This is a genomic window from Rhizobium sp. NZLR1b (assembly GCF_019685155.1).
Classification (GTDB): Bacteria; Pseudomonadota; Alphaproteobacteria; order Rhizobiales; family Rhizobiaceae; genus Rhizobium.
In genome coordinates this window covers 355,537-375,962 of the sequence record NZ_JABDWC010000003.1, presented here as the reverse complement: position 1 = coordinate 375,962, position 20,426 = coordinate 355,537, and the positions used below count along the sequence as shown (strand labels likewise).

At 60.8% G+C, this 20,426-nt stretch carries 21 protein-coding genes and 1 riboswitch; of the genes, 9 read left to right on the top strand and 12 right to left on the bottom strand.

Annotation, left to right across the window (positions count from 1 at the left end; all coding sequences use genetic code 11):
• Window positions 1–50 precede the first annotated feature (50 nt).
• Window positions 51–164, top strand: a riboswitch (TPP riboswitch).
• The 6 genes from HJB84_RS06280 to HJB84_RS06255 all read left to right on the top strand — a co-directional run bounded on the left by HJB84_RS06280 (window position 155) and on the right by HJB84_RS06255 (window position 5,858).
• Window positions 155–787: a Ykof family thiamine-binding protein gene (locus HJB84_RS06280; protein WP_221115508.1), complete on the top strand. Its 633-nt coding sequence runs from the start codon at window positions 155–157 to the stop codon at window positions 785–787. (Overlaps the previous riboswitch by 10 nt.)
• 89 nt (window positions 788–876) lie before the next feature.
• The gene (locus tag HJB84_RS06275) at window positions 877–1,683 is read left to right on the top strand and encodes an ABC transporter permease (RefSeq protein WP_207582062.1); all 807 of its coding nucleotides are present in this window, start codon (window positions 877–879) and stop codon (window positions 1,681–1,683) included.
• Window positions 1,680–2,486, top strand: coding sequence for an ABC transporter ATP-binding protein (locus tag HJB84_RS06270; protein ID WP_207582063.1), 807 nt, complete (start codon window positions 1,680–1,682; stop codon window positions 2,484–2,486). Before HJB84_RS06275 ends, HJB84_RS06270 begins: the two co-directional genes overlap by 4 nt.
• A gap of 74 nt (window positions 2,487–2,560) precedes the next feature.
• A complete protein-coding gene (locus tag HJB84_RS06265) occupies window positions 2,561–3,571 on the top strand; it encodes an ABC transporter substrate-binding protein (RefSeq protein ID WP_207582064.1) in 1,011 nt (336 codons plus the stop codon).
• Between the two features lie 161 nt (window positions 3,572–3,732).
• Complete coding sequence (locus HJB84_RS06260) at window positions 3,733–4,953, top strand: acyltransferase (RefSeq protein WP_221115507.1); 1,221 nt, start codon at window positions 3,733–3,735, stop codon at window positions 4,951–4,953.
• A 167-nt stretch (window positions 4,954–5,120) separates the two neighbouring features.
• Complete coding sequence (locus HJB84_RS06255) at window positions 5,121–5,858, top strand: sugar transferase (protein WP_207582066.1); 738 nt, start codon at window positions 5,121–5,123, stop codon at window positions 5,856–5,858.
• Between the two features lie 115 nt (window positions 5,859–5,973).
• On the opposite strand, the gene HJB84_RS06250 is transcribed toward HJB84_RS06255, so the two are convergent.
• From HJB84_RS06250 to HJB84_RS06215, 8 genes are all read right to left on the bottom strand, one after another.
• Window positions 5,974–6,381: a F0F1 ATP synthase subunit epsilon gene (locus tag HJB84_RS06250; RefSeq protein ID WP_207582067.1), complete on the bottom strand. Its 408-nt coding sequence runs from the start codon at window positions 6,379–6,381 to the stop codon at window positions 5,974–5,976.
• Window positions 6,381–6,620: a hypothetical protein gene (locus HJB84_RS06245; protein ID WP_207582068.1), complete on the bottom strand. Its 240-nt coding sequence runs from the start codon at window positions 6,618–6,620 to the stop codon at window positions 6,381–6,383. Before HJB84_RS06245 ends, HJB84_RS06250 begins: the two co-directional genes overlap by 1 nt.
• Window positions 6,620–8,056, bottom strand: a complete 1,437-nt coding sequence (gene atpD / locus HJB84_RS06240; protein WP_207582069.1) for a F0F1 ATP synthase subunit beta — start codon at window positions 8,054–8,056, stop codon at window positions 6,620–6,622. The genes HJB84_RS06245 and atpD overlap by 1 nt, the downstream gene beginning before the upstream one ends.
• A 23-nt stretch (window positions 8,057–8,079) precedes the next feature.
• Window positions 8,080–8,964, bottom strand: a complete 885-nt coding sequence (locus HJB84_RS06235; protein WP_207582070.1) for a F0F1 ATP synthase subunit gamma — start codon at window positions 8,962–8,964, stop codon at window positions 8,080–8,082.
• Window positions 8,965–8,992: 28 nt separating this feature from the next.
• Window positions 8,993–10,522 carry a F0F1 ATP synthase subunit alpha gene (gene atpA, locus HJB84_RS06230; RefSeq protein ID WP_207582071.1) on the bottom strand — a complete coding sequence of 510 codons (1,530 nt, stop codon included), beginning with the start codon at window positions 10,520–10,522 and terminating at the stop codon, window positions 8,993–8,995.
• Window positions 10,522–11,088, bottom strand: a complete 567-nt coding sequence (locus tag HJB84_RS06225; protein WP_207584393.1) for a F0F1 ATP synthase subunit delta — start codon at window positions 11,086–11,088, stop codon at window positions 10,522–10,524. The genes atpA and HJB84_RS06225 overlap by 1 nt, the downstream gene beginning before the upstream one ends.
• Before the next feature lie 255 nt (window positions 11,089–11,343).
• Entirely contained in the window at window positions 11,344–11,733 is a 390-nt protein-coding gene (locus tag HJB84_RS06220) for a DUF4345 family protein (protein ID WP_207582072.1), read from the bottom strand.
• Between the two features lie 77 nt (window positions 11,734–11,810).
• The gene (locus HJB84_RS06215; RefSeq protein ID WP_221115506.1) at window positions 11,811–14,027 is read right to left on the bottom strand and encodes a primosomal protein N'; all 2,217 of its coding nucleotides are present in this window, start codon (window positions 14,025–14,027) and stop codon (window positions 11,811–11,813) included.
• A 212-nt stretch (window positions 14,028–14,239) separates the two neighbouring features.
• On the opposite strand from HJB84_RS06215, the gene HJB84_RS06210 reads away from it, so the two are divergent.
• Complete coding sequence (locus HJB84_RS06210; RefSeq protein WP_221115505.1) at window positions 14,240–15,172, top strand: dihydrodipicolinate synthase family protein; 933 nt, start codon at window positions 14,240–14,242, stop codon at window positions 15,170–15,172.
• 18 nt (window positions 15,173–15,190) lie between these two features.
• Here HJB84_RS06210 and HJB84_RS06205 read toward each other — a convergent pair whose 3' ends face one another.
• Together HJB84_RS06205 and HJB84_RS06200 are read right to left on the bottom strand one after the other, a co-directional pair.
• Complete coding sequence (locus HJB84_RS06205) at window positions 15,191–15,667, bottom strand: GNAT family N-acetyltransferase (protein ID WP_221115549.1); 477 nt, start codon at window positions 15,665–15,667, stop codon at window positions 15,191–15,193.
• Between the two features lie 81 nt (window positions 15,668–15,748).
• Window positions 15,749–16,699: a GNAT family N-acetyltransferase gene (locus HJB84_RS06200; RefSeq protein WP_221115504.1), complete on the bottom strand. Its 951-nt coding sequence runs from the start codon at window positions 16,697–16,699 to the stop codon at window positions 15,749–15,751.
• 139 nt (window positions 16,700–16,838) lie between these two features.
• On the opposite strand from HJB84_RS06200, the gene HJB84_RS06195 reads away from it, so the two are divergent.
• Both HJB84_RS06195 and HJB84_RS06190 read left to right on the top strand, forming a co-directional pair.
• Window positions 16,839–17,774: a tyrosine recombinase XerC gene (locus HJB84_RS06195; RefSeq protein ID WP_207582076.1), complete on the top strand. Its 936-nt coding sequence runs from the start codon at window positions 16,839–16,841 to the stop codon at window positions 17,772–17,774.
• A gap of 136 nt (window positions 17,775–17,910) precedes the next feature.
• Window positions 17,911–18,984: a TraB/GumN family protein gene (locus HJB84_RS06190; RefSeq protein WP_221115503.1), complete on the top strand. Its 1,074-nt coding sequence runs from the start codon at window positions 17,911–17,913 to the stop codon at window positions 18,982–18,984.
• An 8-nt stretch (window positions 18,985–18,992) separates the two neighbouring features.
• Here the strand turns inward: HJB84_RS06190 and HJB84_RS06185 are convergent, their stop codons facing one another.
• Both HJB84_RS06185 and HJB84_RS06180 read right to left on the bottom strand, forming a co-directional pair.
• Window positions 18,993–19,493 (bottom strand): cytochrome b, encoded by a 501-nt coding sequence (locus HJB84_RS06185; protein ID WP_207582078.1) that lies wholly within the window; start codon window positions 19,491–19,493, stop codon window positions 18,993–18,995.
• Window positions 19,494–19,669: 176 nt separating this feature from the next.
• Window positions 19,670–20,416: a ribonuclease activity regulator RraA gene (locus tag HJB84_RS06180; protein WP_221115502.1), complete on the bottom strand. Its 747-nt coding sequence runs from the start codon at window positions 20,414–20,416 to the stop codon at window positions 19,670–19,672.
• Between the last annotated feature and the right edge of the window lie 10 nt (window positions 20,417–20,426).

Genomic DNA, 20,426 nt, shown 5'->3' with positions numbered 1-20,426 from the left:
GGGTCTGCAATTTTGCGGTTGCGGGAAGAAAACCGCGATGATAGTTTCCGCCGAAATAACAGGGGAGCTCCGTATCGCCGGGGCTGAGATGCGAGGCGCAAGCCTCTGGACCCTTCAAAGCTGATCTGGGTAATGCCAGCGGAGCGAGGTTCAGATGTTCTCAGGCGCACAAGTGTCACTCTATCCGATGTCCGGCAATTTCGTCGGCATCATTCTCGATGCCGTCAAGGCGTTCGACCCCTATCGCGACCGGCTTCGCATCGAGACCGATGATATCTCCACCCTGCTGGTCGGCCCGCCTGATGTCCTCTTCGCGGCCATGCGCGATCTTTTCGTCGTCGCCGCCAAAACCGGCGAGCATTGCGTGCTGTCCGCCGCGGTCTCACGCGGCTGCCCAGGTGAGCCCGACGACGCCATCTGCGGCGTCAAGCCCTCTGCCGGCCGGGCGGAGCCGCTTGCCGACCGGATTACATCAGCCCTTGCCGCCGTTGAAACCATCACGGAGACCGGACAGCCGGCAGCCGCGCAATTCTCGCTCTACGTCATGGGAACCGGCAGCCATATGGACGAGATCTATGGCTGCATCGATTTCTTGAAGCGCTCCGGCACCTTCGACCACGCCAAGAATTTCTGTACCCGGCTGGGGGGAGATGCCGGCGCCGTCTTCGCGACCATTCATGAGGCCTTCTATCGCTTCGGCGACCCGGTGGGACACGTGACGCTCGACATCACGGTCTCCGCCAATACAGCGCCGCGCGTCTTAGCAGACGCGCAAGGGACGCCGTAACACTTTAAATTGCTGCATAATTTTCCCTTAAATCGATTCCGATTTAAGGAATTATGCAGTGCCCGACGAAAGCCTGAAATCGAACGCTGATGACATCGCCACAACCATCGGATTCGCGCCTTGCCGCGCTCCGCGCCGCTCTCTACCGGGGCATACCGGCCTTTCTCGCGGGCTGCGCGTTTTTGGCGGCATGGGAACTCTATGTCGATCTTTCCGGCATCAAACCTTCCATCCTGCCGGCGCCTTCGCGCATTGTCATCCAGGGCTGGCTGAACCGTGAGGCGCTGATATCAAACACCTGGCCGACGCTGGGTGCGACACTCGGCGGTTTCGCGCTGTCGCTTGCCTTCGCCTTCGCCGCTTCGATCCTGATGGATTTCGTGTCTTTCATGCGCCGGGCATTGCTACCGATTTTCATCGCCAGCCAGACGCTGCCGCTGGTGGCGATCGCGCCCCTTGTCGTCCTCTGGTTCGGTTTCGGCCTGTTGCCGAAGATCCTGCTGGTGGCGCTCGTCACCTTCTTTCCGCTGTTGGTCGCCCTGCTGCAGGGCTATCAATCGACCGACCGCGACATCGCCGAATTGCTGAACTCGATGAAGGCGAGCCGCTGGCGGATTTTCCGCCTGGCGCGGCTTCCCTCCGCGCTGCCCTATTTCTTCGCCGGCCTCAGGATCTCGATCACCTATGCCGTCGTCGGCGCGATCTTTGCCGAATATGCCGGCGCCGCCCGCGGCCTCGGCATCTATATCCTCAACGCCAAGAACAATTTCCGCCCCGATCTCGTGCTTGCCGCCGTCGTTATCAGCGCCGCGCTCACACTCTGCCTCTTCGGGCTGACGCTATTGATCCAGCGCCTCGTCATGCCCTGGCAACGATCCCAGGAGTCGCGGCGATGAGCGATACGATGGTCGAACTGCGCAACATCTCGAAGTCCTTCGACGGCATGAAGGTGCTGGGCGATATTTCGCTCACTGTGGCAAACGGCGAGTTCGTTTCGATCGTCGGCCCGTCCGGCTCAGGAAAGTCGACGGTGCTCCGATTGCTGACACAGGCGCTTCGCCCCGATTCCGGCACCGTGCTTTTCAAGGACGCGCCGCTGGAACGGGCGCCGCATTCATTCGCCTTCATGCCGCAGCGCGATGCGCTGATGCCCTGGCGCCGGATCATCGACAATGCGGCACTTGGCCTCGAAGTGCGTGGCATGAGCCGCCGCGCTGCCCGCGCCACTGTGGCGCCACTGTTTGAGCGCTTCGGCCTTGCCGGTTTTGAACACCATTATCCATCCGAACTATCAGGCGGCATGCGCCAGCGCGCCGCCCTGCTGCGCACTGTCGTCCAGACCCAGGACATGCTGCTGCTCGACGAGCCGTTCGGCGCGCTCGACGCGCTGACGCGCACACAGATCCAGGAATGGCTGCAGAGCATGTGGACCGAACACCGCTGGACGGCGCTGCTGATCACCCACGACGTCCGCGAGGCCGTGTTCCTCTCCGACCGGATCTACGTGCTTTCGGCCCGCCCGGCGCGTATCATCCGCGAATTCCACGTTCCCCTGCCCCGTCCGAGAAGCCTTGCCGATCTCGGCTCGCCGGCGGCCCAGGCGATCGAAACCGAAATCCTGCAAACACTGCTTCATCCGCTCGAACAGGATGATTTTAGGCCGGTCGGCTTAAAATCTGAATCCTGTTCTACATTATAGAGTTAGAGCATGATGTCGTGAGAAAACCGCTCACACTTTTCGGCATCATGCTCTAGAGACCTGAGGAGGTCACCATGCTGCTTCTCACCCGTCGCCAGACGATCTTAGCCGCCATCGCCGCAAGCCTTGCCGGCCGCCCGGCCTTCGGCCAGTCAGCGCCCGCAAAGGTGCGCATGGCGCTCGATTGGACACCCAACACCAACCATATCGGCATCTATGTCGCCAAGGCGAGGGGCTTCTATACCGCCGCCGGCCTCGACGTCGAGATCCTTCCCTATGCCGACACCAGCGCCGGAACGCTGGTGTCGAACGGCGTCGCCGATTTCGGCATCAGCAGCGAGATCGAGGCCCTCATGCAGCGCGCCGCCGGCGGCGACGTGAAGATGGTCTACGGCGTCGTCCAGACCGAAACAGCGCGCCTTATCTACAAGGGCGGACGCGACGACATCAAAAGCCCTAGAGATCTCGACGGCAAGACCTATGGCGGCTTCGGCGGAACCTGGGAGAGCGCTTTGATCTCCGCGATGATCCGCAACGATGGCGGCAAAGGCGAGGTCAAGACCGTCACGCTCGGCACTTCCGCCTACGAGGCGCTGGACAATGGCTCGATCGATTTCACACTGGAGATCTACACCTGGGAAGGCATCGCCGCCGAGCTGGAAAAACGCAAGATCGGCCGCTTCCACTATGCCGACTATGGCGTTCCCGACGAACAGACGACGGTCATCGTCTCCAGCGACGCCTATCTCTCGGCAAATCAGGAAAATGCCCGCGCTTTCATTCAGGCAACGCGAAAGGGTTATGCCTATTCCGTCGATCATCCCGACGAAGCCTGCGAGCTGCTGATATCAGGAAGCAACGGCGCGCTGATGAACACGGAACTGGTGAAAGCTTCGCAGAAGGCATTGATCGACGGACACTTCCTGAAGTCCGAGGCCGGCGTAATCGGCACCCTCGACCCGGCCAAGGCCGATGCCATCGGCGGCTTCCTGGTCGCGAACGGCATCCTGGTCGACGCGAATGGCGCCGTACTCAAGGAGAAGCCGGACTTCTCCGCCTATTATACCAACGAACTGCTGGCCTGAGCCATTCCCGCCTTGCCCATCGCGGTTTTCCGCGGAAAAGCCCTTGGGCACTGCATAATTTCTTAAATCGGAATCGATATAAGAAAAAATTATGCAGTTATTCAAAGTGTTACAGTGCCACGCGTCTGAAAGGCGCGCGGCGCTGTAAGGCGAGGGACAAGATGCGCCAACAGGAGAGACTGGCCGGAGCGGACTTTCTGCGCGCGGCAGCCTGTCTGCTGGTGTTCGCCCACCATCTCGCGCTCCGGCTGGATATGCGCAGAATTCCCGACGAACTGGGACCCACCGCAAACATCCTCCGCTTCGGCAATTTCGGCGTTGCCATCTTCTTCGTGCTTAGCGGCTTTCTTCTTGCCCATCCCTTCTGGCGCGCGATCGACGACGGCAGCACCATGCCCAGCCTCCGCCATTACACAATCCGCAGGGCGGCACGCATCGCTCCGGGCTTCTGGGTGGCCGCAACCGTCAGCTTCACCCTCAGCCTGACGCTGCTTGCTCTGCCGCTGACGGCGGAGCTCGCCTTCCGCTATGTCTCCGGGCTACTGTTCATGAGCCAGTGGCATTGGCGCACATTCTTTCCCGTCGAAGCCGACGGGCCGCTCTGGTCCATTCCTTTCGAGGTCACCAGCTATGTGCTCCTGCCTCTCTGCTTTTTCCTGCTATTTCGTTTGCCCATCCTGAGGCAGCGTCCGTTGCTTGCCCGCTTTGCCTGGCTCTGCGTCATCACAGCTGTACTCTTGGCCCATGTGCTGATCCTCACCGTCTTTCCGCTCGACGATATCGGACGCGGCTGGCAATACGGCTTCCAAGGCGGGGCAAAGGAGTGGATGCCGCGATATAATCCGATCGGCTTCTTCGCCATCTTCGCATTGGGCGCGCTTGCCGCCGGCGTCGAAGTCATGCTCCCAAGAAGGCCCTCCGCCTGGTTCGATGCCGCAGCGCTGCTGGCCCTCGCTGTTTCCGGTTACCGTCTCGTCATATCGCCCGGCGGCTCCGCCGAAGCTTACGGCTGGCTCGAAATCCCCTATGGCTTCCCGGTCTTTCCGCTGGCGATCGCAACGGCGCTCGTTTCGCTCTGCCATTCGCAACGCCTCGGCAGGCTGCTCGACAACGCGCCTGTCCGCTACATCGCGAAAATCTCATTCGGCATCTATATCTGGCAGGAAATCATCCTGATATCGATCCAAAGGCTCGACCCGGGCTCATTCGGCGTTTCCTCGGAAATTGTCGTCACCGGCTGGCTGCAGTCTTGTGGATTGGCAGCCGCGCTCGTCCTTCTGGTCGCAAGTCTCAGCTATCATATGCTGGAAAAGCCTGCGATCGATGCCGGCAATCGCCTGACATCCCGCCAATCCAATCGGGCTACTCCTTTTAAAGTATAATTCTCCAGCAAGCTCAACTACTGGCATTATCTTTAAAAGGAAATACTCCCATTTTTGGTCTCATTCGGGTTAGCAATTTCTTATTTAGACCGATGACAAACGATACGAGAGCATGTATTTGTCTCTCTTCAGTTCAGTATCGCATCTAAACTTGTGGACCTTGCGTTATGAATGCTTTTACTTCGAAGACGAATTCACGCTTCGATCCGTCTCAGCGTCAGGACAAAACCAAGACCCTGGTTATCGCCAACTCCAACATTCGCCAGCCGGATAGCTTTTCCCTTGTCGAAAGAAAGATGATCGTGCGGCTGGGCACGAAGCGGATGTTCGATATCGTCGCCTCGGTCAGCGCCCTCATCGTGCTGGCGCCGTTTTTTCTGGCAATCGCTGTCTTCATCAAACTCGACGATGGCGGTCCGGTATTTTTCCGCCAGATCCGCTGGGGGCTCCACGGCCGGAAGATCACGGTGTTCAAGTTCCGCTCGATGCGCGCCGACGCTTGTGATCCGAGCGGCATTCAGCAGACCGTCAAGGGCGACAGCCGGATGACAGCTATCGGCGCGGTGCTTCGCAGGACCAACATCGACGAGCTGCCGCAGCTTTTCAACGTCCTGTTGGGCGAGATGTCGCTGGTCGGTCCGCGCTGCCATGCTGTCAATATGCGCGCAGCCGGTAGGCTCTACGAGGAGCTGGTGCCGGACTACCACCAACGCCACATCATGCGCCCGGGCATCACCGGCCTGGCGCAGACACGCGGCTGGCGCGGCCCGACGGCACGGCCATTGCAAGCGCGCGCCCGCATCGCCTGCGATATCTACTATGTCAGGCATTTCAGCCTGCTGCTCGACTTGAAGATTCTCTTGAAGACGCTCGTCATCGAGCTGCGTGGCGGCACCGGCTACTGAGACGGCTACGTCTTCCTTTGAAGCCGCCGATGGACATTGCCTGACCATTCCGAGGTATGAACCAACAAAAAAGGCGGCTGTTGTAGCCGCCTTTGATCGTTGCAGTCGATTGCGATCAATCCTGCTGGACGACGCCGCTCAGATGCGTCAGCTCCATGATGAAATGCTCGAGCTTCGACTTGTGCTCATGCAGCTCGGTATTCTCGAGTTCCGCGCGGGCGGCCTCGATGCGACGGGTCAACTCGTCCTTGTGAAGTTCCTCGACCGGAACAGCGGATTCGGCAAGCAATGTGCAGCCGGTCGGCAGGATATCGGCAAAACCGCCGAATACGACGTAATCCTGCTTCTTGCCGGAAGCCGAACGGACGCTTACTACACCAGGCTTGACCGTCGTCATTGTCGGCGCGTGGTGCGCCATGACAGTCATCTCGCCCTCGGTTGCGGGAATGACGACCTCAGTCACCATCTCCGACAGCAGCAGACGCTCCGGCGAAACGAGCTCAAAGTTGAAATTGTCAGCCATCAGTGACTTACCTTCTCGGCTATGGCTTTCGCATCTTGCAATTGGGTCCCGCAAAACGGGCAGTGCATTATCGCTTGGTCGAGATAACCGAGGCCTTCTTCGCTCTGGACAAGGCCCACCACCATCATCAGCACACCATTATCGGCGCGATAGACGGTCGGCGCTGCCGGCTCCGGAAGATCCGCCACGACCCCTTTCAGGGAGTCGCAGCAGAATATCTCGTCTAGCGCGTCGCTCATCAAACAGCTGCGAGCTTCTTGGCCTTTTCGATCGCTTCTTCCATCGAGCCGACCATGTAGAAGGCAGCTTCCGGCAGGTGATCGTATTCACCGTTGACCAGGCCCTTGAAGCCCTTGATCGTGTCTTCAAGAGCAACCAGCTTGCCCGGCGAGCCGGTGAAGACTTCGGCGACGAAGAACGGCTGCGACAGGAAACGCTCGATCTTGCGGGCGCGAGCAACAGCGATCTTGTCCTCTTCGGACAGTTCATCCATGCCAAGGATGGCGATGATGTCCTGCAGCGCCTTGTAACGCTGCAGCGTCGACTGAACCTTACGGGCGACGTCGTAATGCTCTTCGCCGACGACCAGCGGATCGAGCATGCGCGAGGTCGAGTCGAGCGGATCGACGGCCGGGTAGATGCCCTTTTCGGCGATCGAGCGCGACAGAACCGTCGTTGCGTCAAGGTGCGCGAACGAGGTTGCCGGCGCCGGGTCGGTCAAGTCGTCGGCCGGAACGTAGATGGCCTGGACCGAAGTGATCGAGCCGGTTGTCGTCGTAGTGATGCGCTCCTGCATCTGGCCCATGTCGGTGGCAAGCGTCGGCTGATAACCGACGGCCGACGGGATGCGGCCGAGCAGAGCCGACACTTCGGAACCTGCCTGGGTGAAGCGGAAGATGTTGTCGACGAAAAACAGAACGTCCTGGCCCTGGTCGCGGAAGTGCTCGGCGACCGTCAGGCCGGTCAGAGCGACGCGGGCGCGAGCGCCCGGCGGTTCGTTCATCTGGCCGTAAACCAGCGCGGCCTTCGAGCCTTCGCCGCCGCCATGCTTGTTGACGTTCGATTCGATCATTTCATGGTAAAGGTCGTTGCCTTCGCGGGTGCGTTCACCGACGCCCGCAAAAACTGAATAACCACCATGCGCCTTGGCGACGTTGTTGATCAGTTCCATGATCAACACGGTCTTGCCGACGCCGGCGCCGCCGAAGAGGCCGATCTTGCCGCCGCGTGCATAGGGGGCGAGAAGGTCGACGACCTTGATGCCGGTGACGAGGATCTGCGCTTCCGTCGACTGCTCGACATAGGACGGTGCATCCTGGTGGATGGCGCGCTTGTGCGCGGTGACCAGCGGACCAGCCTCGTCGACCGGTTCACCGATGACGTTCATGATACGACCGAGCGTCTCGTTGCCGACCGGAACCATGATCGGAGCACCAGTATCGCTGACTACCTGGCCGCGGACGAGACCTTCGCTTGAGTCCATCGCGATGGTACGGACTTCGTTTTCGCCAAGGTGCTGTGCAACTTCGAGAACCAGACGGACGCCGTTGTTGCTGGTTTCCAGCGCGTTCAGGATCTTCGGCAGTTCGCCTTCGAAAGCAACGTCGACGACGGCGCCGATAACCTGTGTGACTCTGCCGACAGAGCCGATCTTGGGGGTAGCTGCCTCAGCCATTTTCTGACCCTCTTTTCCTAGCCTCAGAGCGCTTCCGCGCCCGAAATGATTTCAATGAGTTCCTTGGTGATCTGCGCCTGACGCTGGCGGTTGTAGCTCAGCGTCAGTTTGTTGATCATCTCACCGGCATTACGCGTCGCATTGTCCATAGCGCTCATCTTCGCACCCATCTCGCCTGCGACATTCTCAAGGAGCGCGCGGAAGATCTGAACGGAGATGTTGCGCGGGATCAGATCTTCGAGGATCGATGCCGGATCCGGCTCATATTCGTAGACGGCGCCGGCATGCTCGGCATCTTCGTTCTGCGCCGCACCCGTCGAAGCCGGAATGAGCTGCTGCGCCGTCGGGATCTGACTGATCACCGACTTGAACTCGGAATAGAACAGCGTGCAAACGTCGAATTCGCCAGCTTCGTACATCTCGATGATGCGCTTGCCGAGCTGATCCGCATTCTCGAACCCAATGCGCTTGACGTCGCGCAATTCCTTGCGCTCGATGATCAACGAAGCATATTCGCGGCGAAGGATGTCGTAACCCTTCTTGCCGACGGTGAAGATCTTGACCGTCTTGCCCTCGGCAAGCAGCCTGCGCACATGATCGCGGGCAAAGCGCGCGATCTGCGAATTGAAGCCGCCGCACAGACCGCGTTCGGCCGTGCAGACCACCAGCAGATGAACCTGGTCCTTGCCGGTGCCGGTCATCAGCGTCGGTGCGCCGTCCGCATCGGTGACGGCCTTGGCGATGTTCGCCAGAACCGCACCCATGCGCTGCGAATAGGGCCGGGCGGCCTCGGCCGCCTCCTGCGCACGCCGAAGCTTCGCCGCGGCGACCATTTTCATCGCCTTGGTGATCTTCTGCGTCGCCTTGACGGAGGCGATCCGGTTTTTCAGATCCTTAAGTGAAGGCATCCGTGATCCGTCCTAACTTAGGGCCTGATTACGCGAAAGACTTTGCGAAGCTATCGAGAGCAGCGGTGAGCTTGCCCCTGGTATCGTCGCTGATTGCCTTTTCAGTGCGGATCGCGTCGAGGATGGCGGAGCCTTCCGAACGCAGATAAGAGAGGAAGCCCTGCTCGAATTTGCCGACCGAAGCGACTGGCAGCTTGTCGAGAAAGCCGTTGACGCCGGCAAAAATCACCGCGACCTGTTCTTCCGTCTTCAGCGGCGAGAACTGCGGCTGCTTCAGGAGTTCGGTCAGGCGCGCACCGCGGTTCAACAGGCGCTGCGTCGCAGCGTCGAGGTCCGAACCGAACTGGGCAAAGGCGGCCATTTCGCGATACTGGGCGAGTTCACCCTTGATCGAACCCGCAACCTGCTTCATCGCCTTGATCTGTGCGGCGGAACCAACGCGGGAAACCGACAGACCGACGTTCACCGCCGGGCGGATACCCTGGTAGAACAGGTCGGTTTCAAGGAAGATCTGGCCGTCGGTGATCGAGATCACGTTGGTCGGAATGAAGGCCGACACGTCGTTGCCCTGCGTTTCGATGACCGGAAGAGCGGTCAGCGAACCGGCGCCCTGGTCGTCGTTCATCTTCGCAGCGCGCTCGAGCAGGCGTGAGTGCAGGTAGAAAACGTCGCCCGGATAGGCTTCGCGGCCCGGCGGGCGGCGCAGCAGCAGCGACATCTGGCGGTAGGAAACGGCCTGCTTGGACAGGTCGTCGTAACCGATCAGCGCATGCATGCCGTTGTCGCGGAAATATTCGCCCATGGCGCAGCCGGCAAACGGAGCCAGATACTGCATCGGAGCCGGATCGGAAGCAGTCGCCGCGACGATGATCGAATACTTCAGCGCGCCGCGCTCTTCGAGCACCTTGACGAACTGAGCGACGGTCGAGCGCTTCTGGCCGATGGCGACGTAGACGCAGTAAAGCTTTTCGCCTTCCGGACCGTTGTCGTGAATGGCCTTCTGGTTGAGGAAGGCGTCGAGAAGGATCGCGGTCTTGCCGGTCTGACGGTCGCCGATAACCAGCTCGCGCTGGCCGCGGCCGACCGGGATCAGCGCGTCGATAGCCTTGAGGCCGGTCGACATCGGCTCATGAACCGACTTGCGCGGAATGATGCCGGGTGCCTTGATGTCGACACGCGAACGGCGCGTCGCATTGATCGGGCCTTTGCCGTCGATCGGGTTGCCAAGCGCGTCGACGACGCGGCCGAGCAGTTCCGGACCGACGGGAACGTCGACGATGGCGCCAGTCCGCTTGACGGTGTCGCCTTCTTTGATGTCACGGTCGGAGCCGAAGATGACGACGCCGACATTGTCGGATTCGAGGTTCAGCGCCATGCCGCGGATGCCGCCGGGGAACTCGACCATTTCACCGGCCTGGACATTGTCCAGACCGTAGACGCGGGCGATACCGTCACCGACGGAGAGAACCTGGCCGACTTCCGAGACTTCTGCCTCTTTGCCGAAATTTTTGATCTGGTCTTTGAGAATTGCGGAAATTTCCGCGGCGCGGATATCCATCAGCCAACCTCTTTCAATGCGAGCTTAAGAGTGGAGAGTTTGGTACGAAGAGACGTATCAATCTGGCGGGACCCGACCTTGACGATCAGACCACCAAGAATTGACGGATCAACCGTGACGGCAATCGTCACGTCTTTGCCGGTAACGCTCTTGAGTGCCACCTTCAATTCGGTTTCCTGCGCTTGCGAAAGCGCGTGTGCCGAGGTGACCTCGGCGGAGATTTCACCGCGATGGTTCGCGGCGATGATACGGAAGGCCTTGATCATGCCCGGCAGGGCAAACAGGCGGCGGTTGCGCGCCACGACCTTCAGGAAATTGGCGAAGAAGCCGCCGATTCCGGCCTTCTCGCTGATGGCGGTGATCGCCTTCAGCTGGTCCTCGGCAGAGAAAACCGGGCTTGCGACGAAACGCTTTAGGTCGGCGCTCTCATCCAGCATCGCCTGGAAACGGTCAAGATCGGCGGTGACGCTGTCGACAGCGCCCTGCTCGAGCGCCAGATCGAAAAGCGACGACGCATAGCGCTCGGCAACACCAGATGTAAGCTGGGACGTGTCTGCCACTGGCACAAATTTCCCTGATTTCAACCCAAAATCCGGCTCTCGGCGGGCGCCGAACCTATGATCTTGAATTCGTTTTGATTTCCCCCAGAAATCACAAGAGAAGCCTCTTGCTTCTTCCGAAATTCGGGGTCCGTCTAACATAGGATGTTCGGACTCGCAACACGCGTAACGCCCGAATACGCCTTTCACATGAATTTCTGTTGGCAAAATTGCGCAATGGCCTGAAAGCCGGCCGGGGAAGCCGCCGGCCGGCCGATAGATTCACGTCTGGGTGAAGCCGAAAACATAGAGCAGTGGCAGCGCCGCCAAAGCAATTTGCACAACCAGGAGTAAATAGTTGACGAGATTACTCCCCTTATCGGACAGGATCGATATGATCCGGGCAAAGGCCGCCATCGCAAAGGAGGCGCCGAGCGCCATGTAGATCCAGTTTTGGGCGAGCATGATCGCCGACAGGCCGAAGCCGAGATAAAAACCGCCCATCGAGCGTCCCTCGCCATATCCTTCCGGCCGCCCGTCCTGCGCCTGCAGGCCGAGAAGACGGAAAGTAGGGCCTGGCGCAAACATCATGATGAAGCCGGCGAGCGCCGTGAAAGCGGCTGAGCAGAACGCTAGCTGCTCGCCGAGTTCGGTCGGAAAATAGAATTCCATGCATCGCCCCAAATCACCCGGAAGAATTAGTGTTTTATGACATGGGCCGGAAAAGGAGGAAATGGCGGCGTTATGATTTATAGGAAACTTTGCGGATCAATATCGAGCTGCACCTGTACCGACCCGCGCTCCTTGGGCGATTGCGACAGCATCGCCCGCAAAAACCCCTGCATGTCCGAGTTGCGCCGGCCGTGCACCAGGAGGCGGAAGCGATGGCGGCCGCGCACCAGCGCCAGCGGCGCTTCGGCCGGGCCAAGCACCGAAATGCCTGAAACCTGCGGCGCCGCATTGCGCATGCCGCGCGCATGGTTTTCGGCATCATGGCGGGTCTCGGCCGAAACGATGATCGAGGCGAGCCTGCCGAAGGGCGGCAATATAGCGCGTTCGCGTTCGGTGATCTCGCGCTCATAGAAGGCGTCGGAATCGCCTGAGACAATCGCCTGCATGACAGGGTGCTGCGGCTGATAGGTCTGCAGCAGCCCATGGCTCTTGAGACCGGTGCGCCCGGCCCGGCCCGTCACCTGCGACAGAAGCTGAAAGGTGCGCTCGGCGGCGCGCGGGTCGCCATTGGCCAGGCCGAGATCGGCATCGATGATGCCGACCAGCGTCATCAGCGGAAAATTATGCCCCTTGGCGACGAGCTGGGTGCCGATGACGATATCGGCCTCCCCCTTGGCGATCGCCTCCAGCTCCAGCCGCAGCCGCTTGACCCCGCCCACGATATCCGAGGAGAGGACGATCGTTCGCGCCTCCGGGAAATGCCGTTCCACCTCCTCGGCAATGCGCTCGACGCCTGGCCCGCAGGCAACAAGATGGTCGAGCGTGCCGCATTCCGGGCACGCCTCCGGCGTGCGCTCGGCATGGCCGCATTGATGGCATTGCAGCTGCTTTCGGAAGCGATGCTCGACCAGCCAGCTCGAACATTGCGGGCATTGGAAGCGATGGCCGCAGACCCGGCAGAGCGTCAGCGGCGCATAACCGCGCCGGTTGAGAAAGAGCAGCGCCTGTTGGCGTTTCTCCACCGTCTTGCCGATCGCCCGGATCAGCACCGGCGACAGGAAGCCGCCGCGTTCCGGCGCGTGCCGGCGCATGTCGACCAGATGCAGGTCCGGCAGCGCCGCATCGCCGAAACGCGTCGGCAGGTGGACGGTGCTGTAGCGCCCGCTCTGCCCATTGACCTGGCTTTCGACCGACGGCGTCGCCGACACCAGAATGACGGGAAAATCGCCGATCCGGCCGCGCACCACAGCCATATCGCGGGCATTGTAGAAGACGCGGTCCTCCTGCTTGTAGGCAGGATCGTGCTCCTCGTCGACGATGATCAGACCGAGATCCTCGAACGGCAGGAACAGCGCCGAGCGGGCGCCGGCGACGACGCGCACCTCGCCGGTCACCGCCTGGCGCCAGACCTTTTCGCGCATGCGCGGCGCAAGATCGGAATGCCATTCGGCTGGTTTCGCCCCGAAGCGATCCTGGAAACGCTCCATGAAACTTGCCGTCAGCGCGATCTCCGGCAGCAGAATCAGCACCTGCTTGCCGCGTTTCAGCGTTTCGGCAATCGCCTCGAAATAGACCTCGGTCTTGCCGGAGCCGGTCACCCCGTCGATCAGCGACACCGAGAATTCGCCCTTGCGGACGTCGGAAACGATCTCCTCGGCTGCCGCCTTCTGCGGCCCTTCGAGGCGTGCGGCGGCAAAATCCGGATCCGGCATCGCCACCACCGGCGGCGGCGGCAAAAATATCGTATCGAATATGCCAAGCGTGATCAGCCCGTCGACGACGCTGGTCGACACACCCGCCGCATGCGCAAGGCCGCTGCGGGTCCAGGACAAGCCGTCGGAGGCCGTGTCGAGCACCCGGGCGCGCGCCGGCGTCATCCGCTCCGGTTCGCCGCCGACGAGATTCAACCCCTCCACCATCGGCTCCGGCTCGAAGGCATTTGGCGCCCTGAGCGCCATGCGGGCGACGAGGCCGGGCGGCGAGAGCGTATAGGTCGCGACCCAATCGATGAATTCCCGCATCTCCCGAGAAAGCGGCGGGCAGTCGAAGACATGGCTGATCGGCCGGAGCTTCTTCGGATCGACCCCATCCTCGCCGCCGTCCCAGACGACGCCGATGACCTGCCGCGACCCGAGCGGCACCTGCACGACCGAGCCGGGCTCGACCGCCATGCCATCAGGCACCGAATAAGAATAGGGTTTTGGCGCCGGCATCGGCACCAGCACGGGAACCGTTCGGTTCGCGGGCGGTGCCCCGAAAAGCGCGCCAAAGAGATCGGACGAATCTGTGCTCATCGGGCGAGACCATGCCCGCAAATCGATGCAATTGGAACCGCAAAGACGGGACGCACATCGGGCGCAGAATCCGGCGCAGGAAGATTCCGCGCGATCGCCCGTTCCCATACGGAAAGCTTGCTGGACGAGCGATTGGCCGCATACATTGCCGAAAAGATCTTTGTTCGAAATGCCGAAGCGCTGTTCTTCGGCCGTTGAATTGGAGAGCACCAATGGCCAGACTGACCGAAGATGCCAAGGGCGTCTACGTGATCGCCGTAACCCCGTTCACCGATGACGGCGCGCTCGATCTCGCCAGTATCGACAGCATGGTCGATTTCTACGAGGGCGCCGGCGTCACCGGCCTGACGGTGCTTGGGCAACTCGGCGAGGCCCCGAAGCTGACCGCGGAGGAATCGCGGACCGTGGTCGAGCGTGTGCTGAAGCGCCTCGACGGACGTCTTCCCGTCGTCGTCGGAGTTTCGGCGCCGGGGCTTGCTCCGATGCGCGAACTTGCCGAAGCCGTCATCGGCAAGGGTGCTGCCGGCGTCATGGTCGCGCCGCCCTGGACCGTCAAGACCGACGACCAGGCTTTCGCCTTCTACCAATCGGTCGGTGAAGTCCTGGGCGATACGCCCTTCGTGCTGCAGGATTATCCGCTCACCACCAACGTGACGATCGCGCCCAAGGTTATCGAGCGCATCGTCAATGAGGTGCCGAATTGCGTCATGCTCAAGCACGAGGATTGGCCGGGCCTTTCAAAAATCACCGCGCTTCGCGCCGCCAGCGACAAGGGCACCATGCGGCGCATCTCCATCCTTTGCGGCAATGGCGGACTTTTCCTGCCCGAAGAGATGGGCCGCGGCGCCGATGGCGCGATGACCGGCTTTTGTTATCCTGAGATGATGGTTGGCGTCGTCGGGGCCTATGCGGCCGGTAACCTCGATCGTGCCCATGCGATTTTCGATGCCTATCTGCCGCTCGCCCGCTACGAACAACAGCAGGGCATCGGCCTTGCCTCGCGCAAATATGTGCTCGCCAAGCGCGGCGTGATCAAATCCGCCACCCTGCGCAAGCCGGGCGCCAAGCTCTCGGCGCTCGATGTTGCCGATGTCGAGCGGTTGCTGGCGCGTCAGGCCATCCGCCTCAAGGAGATCGGTGCGTGAGGCTTAAAACGTGAAGAATCAGCCCGAAACATCATGAGGCCGACCGGAGGGAATGTGGGGGAGGATTTCGAGACAATGTGTATCGCCGTCCCGCTCGTAGAGCTGAAATCCAAGCGCCTGCCAAAATTTGGCCGCGTCGGCATTTCCCGCATGAACGGTGACGATACTGCAGAAGGCCCGCGCATGATCCAGCAGAGCCAGGGCCAGCATCCGCCCGATGCCATGCCGGCGTATCTCTGGACGGATGTAAAAACGTCGCATTCGCAACGCTCCGGATAGGGTGGGTTCGATGGTCAGGCCTCCGATACCGGCGAGCGCCTTCCCGACATAGGCGCCGAGCAGCCTTTCGCCGTCACGCTCGAATCTGAGGTCTCCAGCCGACCATCCGGCGATAACGCGGCTGATATGGAGATGGCCCTCTTGCCGGGCCTCGCTTTCGAGGTCTGCGATCTCCCGCGGCAATCGATCGCGGATCACGCGGATATCGACCGTCATGGCAAAGCCGATGGATTTAAAGTCCTTTGTTTTATGCATGTCGTCATCCCGGAACCGCAGCACACTTCCGGACGACATGCATTAGAGTGCAGGAACGGAAAGCTTGCGAGGCATCGCCGCAGCCGGCGGGCCGACCGGCATGAAAGTCGCGTCGCCATTGGCTGCCATGTCGTGCACCGTATGCTTCTCCAGCGCCTTCGTCACGTCGTTGAGGTCGCCGTCCAGATGTTCGGCCGGAATGAGATTGCCGATGACGAAATCGAAGCGATCGCCGCGTTTGTTCAACAGTTCGTGGAACACCGTCATGTCGCGAAGCTCCGTCGACCATTTCGCCAGCCAGTAGAACAGGCCGGAATTACGCGCCGTCATATGGACGGGAAGGATCGGCAGATTGTATTTGCGCGCCAGCCCGACGGCCGAGGTTTTCCATGGACGTTCGTTGAGCCGGCCGTTCGCCCAGTAGGCGATGCGGCCTGACGGGAAGAGCACCGTCGCCTTGCCTTGCCGCATAGCGTGATTGGTCAACTGCAGCGTTTCGCGTGCCTTGAGCTTGCTCTTGTACTCCTCCCGCCATTCGACGGGGATGATCATCTCGGCAAACCGCGGATTGACGCGGATGGCATCGCGATTGGCGAAAAACATCATATCCGGCCGACGCGCTTTCAGCAGATCGAACACGGCGACACCATCGGCGATGCCTGTGGGATGGTTGCTGACGAGGATGAAGCCACCGGTATCGGGGATGCGTTCGCCATTGGTGATGCCGATATCGAGTTTCAGCACGTCGCTCAGATATTCGAACGACTGGAAGCCCGGCATCTTGGCGACGGCATTGGCGAATTCGATCGCCTTGTTGTAGCGCAGCAGCGTGTAGAGAAACGGCCGCATAACCGGCCAGAGCGGATTCTTCACGATCCTCTGGCCGCGTTCGGCAATCAGCCTATCGACGATATGACCGGGTTTTCCCTGTGAAACGAGAGCGATCGCTTCCGCGAGCTGTCCGAAAGCCGTCATGGAATCGCGCCGTGCCATGAAAGATCCTGTCTATGGGTATAAAGCTATCGCAGTAAAATATGATCTAGGGATGACAAGGGTTTGGCCGGCATTAGCAATTCCATAACCGTTCCTGCTCCAAATTGGCGGACTTGAAGGCAAATTCAAGGCCAGCGATGTGAATGAACTGCTTGTTATCGCCGATTCGCGCCTGATGGCGGAACGGGCCGCGTGGCTCGAAAACCTCGCCAGCGAGCGCCGTCTTTCCGAGCACACGCTCGATGCCTATGAGCGCGACACCCGCCAGTTCCTAACCTTCCTGACCGGCCACCTCGCCGGCCCGGCGACGCTTGGCGATATAAGGGAATTGCGCCCCGCCGATTTCCGCGCCTTTCTCGCAGCCAGGCGCAAGCAGGGCTCCGGGGCCCGCTCGCTCGGCCGCAATCTTGCCGGCCTTCGTTCGCTGCTGCGCCACTTGGAAAAGAAGGGTCTGGTCAATGCCGCCGGCGCCAGCGCGATACGCTCGCCGAAACAGCCGAAATCGCTGCCCAAGCCGCTGTCGGACACGCAGGCGATCACCGTCGTCAGCAATGAAGCCCAGCTCCATGACGAACCCTGGATCGCCGCGCGCGATGCGGCTGTCATGACGCTGCTCTACGGCTGCGGCCTACGCATCTCCGAAGCGCTGGGTCTCGTTCCCTCCGACCTGCAAAAGGGCGCCACAGCGCTGCGCATCACCGGCAAGGGCAACAAGACGCGGCTGGTGCCGCTGCTGTCGGTGGTTTTCGACGCCGTCGAGAAATACCGCACGCTCTGCCCCTATCACCTCGAACCCGGCGAGCCCCTTTTTCGCGGCGCCCGCGGCGGCAAGCTGCAGCCGGCGATCATCCAGCGCGCCATGCAGAAGATGCGCAGTGCCTTCGGCCTGCCGGAGACCGCGACACCCCATGCGTTGCGCCATTCCTTCGCCACCCACCTGCTTGCTGGCGGCGGCGATCTGCGCACCATCCAGGAACTGCTCGGCCACGCCAGCCTTTCCACAACGCAGGTCTATACCGGCGTCGATGCGTCGCGGCTGCTCGAGGTGTATGATCGGGCGCACCCGCGCGCTTAGAACCTTTTCTGGTCAGATTGAAAATTCTGCCGGAGCAAGAACGACTCTAAGCTTTCGTTAACGCATTCTCTTAAAGGAATATGCGCAAGCCGGGCGTAGAGCATGAAACCACAAGGCATGTGACCGGAACATCATCATGACGACATCGATCGGCCGCCGGACTTTTCTCGCAGCACCCGGCAATCTGCTGCTCTGGCTGATTGCCGCCTTTCACATGCTGCTTCTTGCGGCCCTGTTTGTGGCCTTTCTGGCTGCGCGACCGGCTGCGGCCGAAGAGGCGGCCTGCACCGGCCGCAATCTGATGGTCGAGCTGCAGCAGAACGACCCCGCCCGCTATGCCGAGGCGCTGAAGGAAGCCGACGCAACCCCGAACGGCAAGGGCATCTTCTGGAAGATCGAGAAGCCGGGGCTTGCGCCGTCATGGCTGCTCGGCAGCATGCACGTCACCGATCCGCGTGTTCTGGTCCTGCCGCCGCGCGCCCAGGCAGCCCACGACGCCGCCGACACGATCATCATCGAATCCGACGAGATCCTCGACGAAAGGAAGGCGACCGCCGCCCTGCTCGCAAGGCCGGAGCTGACGATGTTCACCGACGGCACGACGATCGACAAGCTGCTCTCCCCCGAGGACTACAAGCGCCTCGAAGCCGGTTTGAAGCAGCGCGGGATTCCGCTCAGTGCCGTTTCCCGCATGCGGCCTTGGATGATTTCGAGCGCCGTTGCCCTGCCGGCCTGCGAGATCGCCCGCAAGGCGAAAGGCGTGCAGTTCCTCGACCAGAAGATTGCCACCGACGCGGTTGCCGAAGGCAAGCAGGTGAAGGGGCTGGAAACCCTTGCCGAACAGATCCAGGCCATGGCCGACCTGCCGGTCGAATTCCATCTGAAGTCGCTGATCGAGACGCTGGAGCTCGGCGACAAGATGAGCGATGTCGTGGAAACAATTACCGACCTCTATCTCTCCGGCGAGATCGGCATGACCATGCCGATGCTGAAGACCGTGACGCCGAAGAAGGAAGGCGAAGATGACGACTATGCCGCCTTCGAACAGCGCGTCATCCTCGACCGCAACAAGGTGATGGCCGAGCGCGCCGCCCCGATCCTCGACGGCGGCAACGTCTTCATGGCGGTCGGCGCCCTGCACCTGCCCGGCAAGGCCGGCGTCATCGAACTGCTGCGCCGGCAGGGCTTCACGGTCAGTGCGGTGAACTGAACCAGCAATCAGCCGAACGTCATGCGGCGCAGCACATTGGTTTTCCAATAGAAATGATGGACGAGCGCGCCGGCGACATGCGCCGCGATCAGCGCCCAGAGAATGATCTTCAGGATATCCGCGTGGAGCGAACCGGCGGGATTGATGCCGAAATAGTAGGCGGCGATGCCCGTAAGCGGCATGGCGAAGATCAGGATATAGAGACCGGCATGGGCAAGCCGCGCGGCAAGACGGAAGATCGCCGGTTCCTTGGCGGCCTCGGCCGGCACGCCTTTGGTAACACGCAGCCCGAGCCGGACGATCGCAAGCAGCAGGATGGCGATGCCGACATAAGCATGGATATTCGCCGACGAAACCTGCTCCGGCGTCGGCACCTGCCCCCTGCGCATCAGCCGATGCCAGACATTCATGCCGTCGGGAAACAGCAGATTGAAGAAGATCAGCAGCGCCACCGTCCAATGAAGGAAGCGCTGGCTGAGACTGTAAGCCATGATGGACGGCTGCTGCATTTTCTCGACCTTCGTCAGATGTTGATCTCAGCGATTCTCAACAACCAGACTAGAGCATGATGCCGAAAAGTGTGCGCGGTTTTCGGACAACGTCATGCTCTAACTCTTTAATTTAGAACAGGATGATTCCAGGCCAACCGGGCCTAAAATCATCCTGTTATAGGGTAATCCATTGGCTAGGTTGTTCCCAAGCGGTTTGTCTTGCGCCACTCTTCGTACTCTCCGCGGGCATCGTCATGCAGCGGATAGTAGCGCTGCAACGACCCGCCTTCCATAAGCTTCACTCGCGAGAACTCCTCCCAATCGTGATGCTTTTGCGATTCTTCGATGACCTTCGAGGCCATTGCGACCGGAAGCATCACCACACCGTCATCGTCGGCGACGATGATGTCTCCGGGGATTACCGTGACACCGCCGCAGGCAATCGGGACGTTGACGGCGTTGGGATAGATGCCGGTCTGCACATGATAGTTGGGTGTCCAGCCGCGCAGCCATAAAGGCAGATCCAGCTTCTCGACATTGGGCCGATCGCGCATGCAGCCATCGATCACGATGCCAGCGCCGCCTCTGCCTTTGAAATAGGTCGACATCATATCGCCGAAGACGCCAGAACTCATGTCGCCGCGCGCATCGACGACGACCACATCGCCCTCCTGCACGTGATAAAGCACATGGCGGTGCAACTGCGTCTCCGGACCTGCATACTCTCCCTCGTTAAAAAGGTCCGGCCGCTGCGGCAGGAATTGAAGCGTCAGGGCGGGCCCGACGATCGACTTCCCGTGATTCTGCGCCACGGGACCGACCATGTGCGGATTGCGGAAGCCCATGTGGCCAAGCGTGCCGGCAACGGTCGCGGCGCCGATTTCTTTCAGTGCGTCGATCAACTCTTTGGGCGGTCGCGTAATGTCGGGCGTATGTGTCATTTTGTGCTCC

Coding starts and splice junctions, on each gene's coding strand:
- HJB84_RS06280 (WP_221115508.1), top strand. CDS start 155: ATGTTCTCAGGCGCACAAGTGTCACTCTATCCGATGTCCGGCAATTTC.
- HJB84_RS06275 (WP_207582062.1), top strand. CDS start 877: ATGACATCGCCACAACCATCGGATTCGCGCCTTGCCGCGCTCCGCGCC.
- HJB84_RS06270 (WP_207582063.1), top strand. CDS start 1,680: ATGAGCGATACGATGGTCGAACTGCGCAACATCTCGAAGTCCTTCGAC.
- HJB84_RS06265 (WP_207582064.1), top strand. CDS start 2,561: ATGCTGCTTCTCACCCGTCGCCAGACGATCTTAGCCGCCATCGCCGCA.
- HJB84_RS06260 (WP_221115507.1), top strand. CDS start 3,733: ATGCGCCAACAGGAGAGACTGGCCGGAGCGGACTTTCTGCGCGCGGCA.
- HJB84_RS06255 (WP_207582066.1), top strand. CDS start 5,121: ATGAATGCTTTTACTTCGAAGACGAATTCACGCTTCGATCCGTCTCAG.
- HJB84_RS06250 (WP_207582067.1), bottom strand. CDS start 6,381: ATGGCTGACAATTTCAACTTTGAGCTCGTTTCGCCGGAGCGTCTGCTG.
- HJB84_RS06245 (WP_207582068.1), bottom strand. CDS start 6,620: ATGAGCGACGCGCTAGACGAGATATTCTGCTGCGACTCCCTGAAAGGG.
- atpD (WP_207582069.1), bottom strand. CDS start 8,056: ATGGCTGAGGCAGCTACCCCCAAGATCGGCTCTGTCGGCAGAGTCACA.
- HJB84_RS06235 (WP_207582070.1), bottom strand. CDS start 8,964: ATGCCTTCACTTAAGGATCTGAAAAACCGGATCGCCTCCGTCAAGGCG.
- atpA (WP_207582071.1), bottom strand. CDS start 10,522: ATGGATATCCGCGCCGCGGAAATTTCCGCAATTCTCAAAGACCAGATC.
- HJB84_RS06220 (WP_207582072.1), bottom strand. CDS start 11,733: ATGGAATTCTATTTTCCGACCGAACTCGGCGAGCAGCTAGCGTTCTGC.
- HJB84_RS06215 (WP_221115506.1), bottom strand. CDS start 14,027: ATGAGCACAGATTCGTCCGATCTCTTTGGCGCGCTTTTCGGGGCACCG.
- HJB84_RS06210 (WP_221115505.1), top strand. CDS start 14,240: ATGGCCAGACTGACCGAAGATGCCAAGGGCGTCTACGTGATCGCCGTA.
- HJB84_RS06205 (WP_221115549.1), bottom strand. CDS start 15,667: ATGACGGTCGATATCCGCGTGATCCGCGATCGATTGCCGCGGGAGATC.
- HJB84_RS06200 (WP_221115504.1), bottom strand. CDS start 16,699: ATGGCACGGCGCGATTCCATGACGGCTTTCGGACAGCTCGCGGAAGCG.
- HJB84_RS06190 (WP_221115503.1), top strand. CDS start 17,911: ATGACGACATCGATCGGCCGCCGGACTTTTCTCGCAGCACCCGGCAAT.
- HJB84_RS06185 (WP_207582078.1), bottom strand. CDS start 19,493: ATGCAGCAGCCGTCCATCATGGCTTACAGTCTCAGCCAGCGCTTCCTT.
- HJB84_RS06180 (WP_221115502.1), bottom strand. CDS start 20,416: ATGACACATACGCCCGACATTACGCGACCGCCCAAAGAGTTGATCGAC.